At 56.0% G+C, this 1,839-nt stretch carries 2 protein-coding genes; one reads left to right on the top strand and one right to left on the bottom strand.

The genetic code is table 11. The features are described 5' to 3' along the window. Positions 1-74 precede the first annotated feature (74 nt). Positions 75-914 (top strand): hypothetical protein, encoded by an 840-nt coding sequence (locus JF616_00540; protein ID MBW8886214.1) that lies wholly within the window; start codon positions 75-77, stop codon positions 912-914. A 167-nt stretch (positions 915-1,081) separates the two neighbouring features. Here JF616_00540 and JF616_00535 read toward each other — a convergent pair. After that, positions 1,082-1,839: TonB-dependent receptor (locus JF616_00535; protein MBW8886213.1), on the bottom strand; the 758-nt coding region annotated here is incomplete at its 5' end.

The raw sequence follows: 1,839 nt of genomic DNA, 5'->3' as shown, positions 1-1,839 counted from the left end.
GACGCAAACTTAAAGCAAATCCTACTCAAACAGCCGAAATCGGTGCTGGAAATCCTGGGGGTGGAGCGATGGGAATGATCCGACTCTTCTCCGCATTCCCGGCTGCCAATGCGCGCAGGGTCCTGGCGATCCTGAGCCTCGCTATCGGCTCCCACGCCTCCGAAAAAGCGGAGCGCCTCCTGGCCATCATGCCTTCGGGTGAATCCTTTCAGCAAGCCTGGTCGGGAATGAAATCGGATTTGGGGAGCCGCTACGATTGGATGACATTCGATCCGGATAGCAAGAACGCGGAAGATTCCCTGGCGCGGCTATGCTCGCTATACGCGCCCCGAGCCTTGGTACTGATGGATTCCCGGGCCGTGTCCTTGGCGAAAAGGATGCAGGCGCGGGACTCGGCATTCGCCAGCCTACCGAAATTCGTGCTCATGACCCTCAAGGCCGAGGATGCGGCTAAGGGTCTGCGCAATGTTACCGGCATCCGCTTCGAGGTTCCGGCATATGCCGTATTCACCCAGTTGCGGTCCCTTTCCGGCAAGGATTTCACCCGTATCGGCGTTTTTTATCGGCGATACTTCTCCGTTTTCGTAGAAGACTCCCGTCGCCTCCTGGGCCGGGAAAAAATCGATTTGATCGGAAAATGCATCGATTGCGATGGGGACGGGTCCCCATCCAAGGACGAAATCATCAAGAGCTTGAACAAAGGGATGGACGCGTTCAAGGAATCCGGCGTGGAAGTCGTCTGGATGCTGCCGGATAACGCCCTTGTGAACGCGGCTACGCTGGGGCGGTTTTGGGTTCCCCGCTTCCGCAAGGGAACCGTGCCCTTGGTAGTACCATTGGCGAATCTTGCCAGCAAGCAGGCGGATCTGGGGCTTTTTTCGGCCTACCCCGATTACACTCAACGAAGAGAATGAGCTGCCCGCAACCCTGGGTTTCGAGCCCCAGATCAGCGTGCAGACCACCTTAAACCTGGTCGTGGCCGAGCGCCTGAACTGGCAAATCCATACGGATCTTCTGGGTCGGGTCGGCGAATTGATCAAGAGCCCCTAACATAAGGGGCGAAATAGCGCGGCCGGGCGCGTTAAAAGCGGAGGAAAATCCCGCCTTCCCAGGTCAACCCTTGCGGATGGTAGGAATCGACCATCCATTGGGTTCCCATTAATTCGGTATTGTTGAACAGGTTCTTAAAGACTACTCGCGCATCCATTTTCATGGATGTCCCGGGAATCCGGATATTCTCGTACATCGCGGCGAGGTCCACGAAGATCCGGTTGTCAGCGTATCCGTAGTTGAAATCGACCACCGTGGTATCCGCCCCAGCCGCGGTCTTCCGGGTCACGTTGGTCGGTTCCGCTGTTACCTGCCGCGTCAGATAGCGGATGGTCGGGCTGATGGAAAACTTGGATGCGAAAAGCAGATCGGCGCCGAAATTAGCCGTGAAACTGGGCACCCCCATGACTTCCCCTTTATCATTGGAGGGCAGTTGGAATGCCGAACCCGCCTCGGTCCCGCTCCCGGATTTATTCGCATCGGCGACTATCTTGAAATGGTTGTCCGAAAACGCTCCGTTGGTCCACAAGGAAACCATCGGGTTGATGGGGGATACCATTTCGTATTCGAATCCATTTCCCGTGAAATCGCCTACATTGGTCCTCGGAGAGAACCAAGAAGTATAGTCATCAAGTTCCTGATGCCAATAATTGATCGTGAGCCGGGAACCCAGGGCGTAGTAAATGAATTGCGCTTCCAGGGTGTTCAGGATTTCCGGACGGGTAATGTTGGGGTTTTGGGTGGCCCAATCGGGGGCAAGGCCCTTCTGATCGATGCCCCATAAATGGT

The sequence above is a fragment of the Fibrobacterota bacterium genome (genome assembly GCA_019509785.1).
Lineage (GTDB): Bacteria > Fibrobacterota > Fibrobacteria > UBA11236 > UBA11236 > Chersky-265.
The sequence above is the reverse complement of the archived record's forward strand: the minus strand, read 5'-3'. Positions and strand labels throughout refer to the sequence as shown.

What these genes read in the sequence shown, in the direction of transcription:
- JF616_00540 (MBW8886214.1), top strand. Translation starts at nt 75, where the DNA reads ATGATCCGACTCTTCTCCGCATTCCCGGCTGCCAATGCGCGCAGGGTC.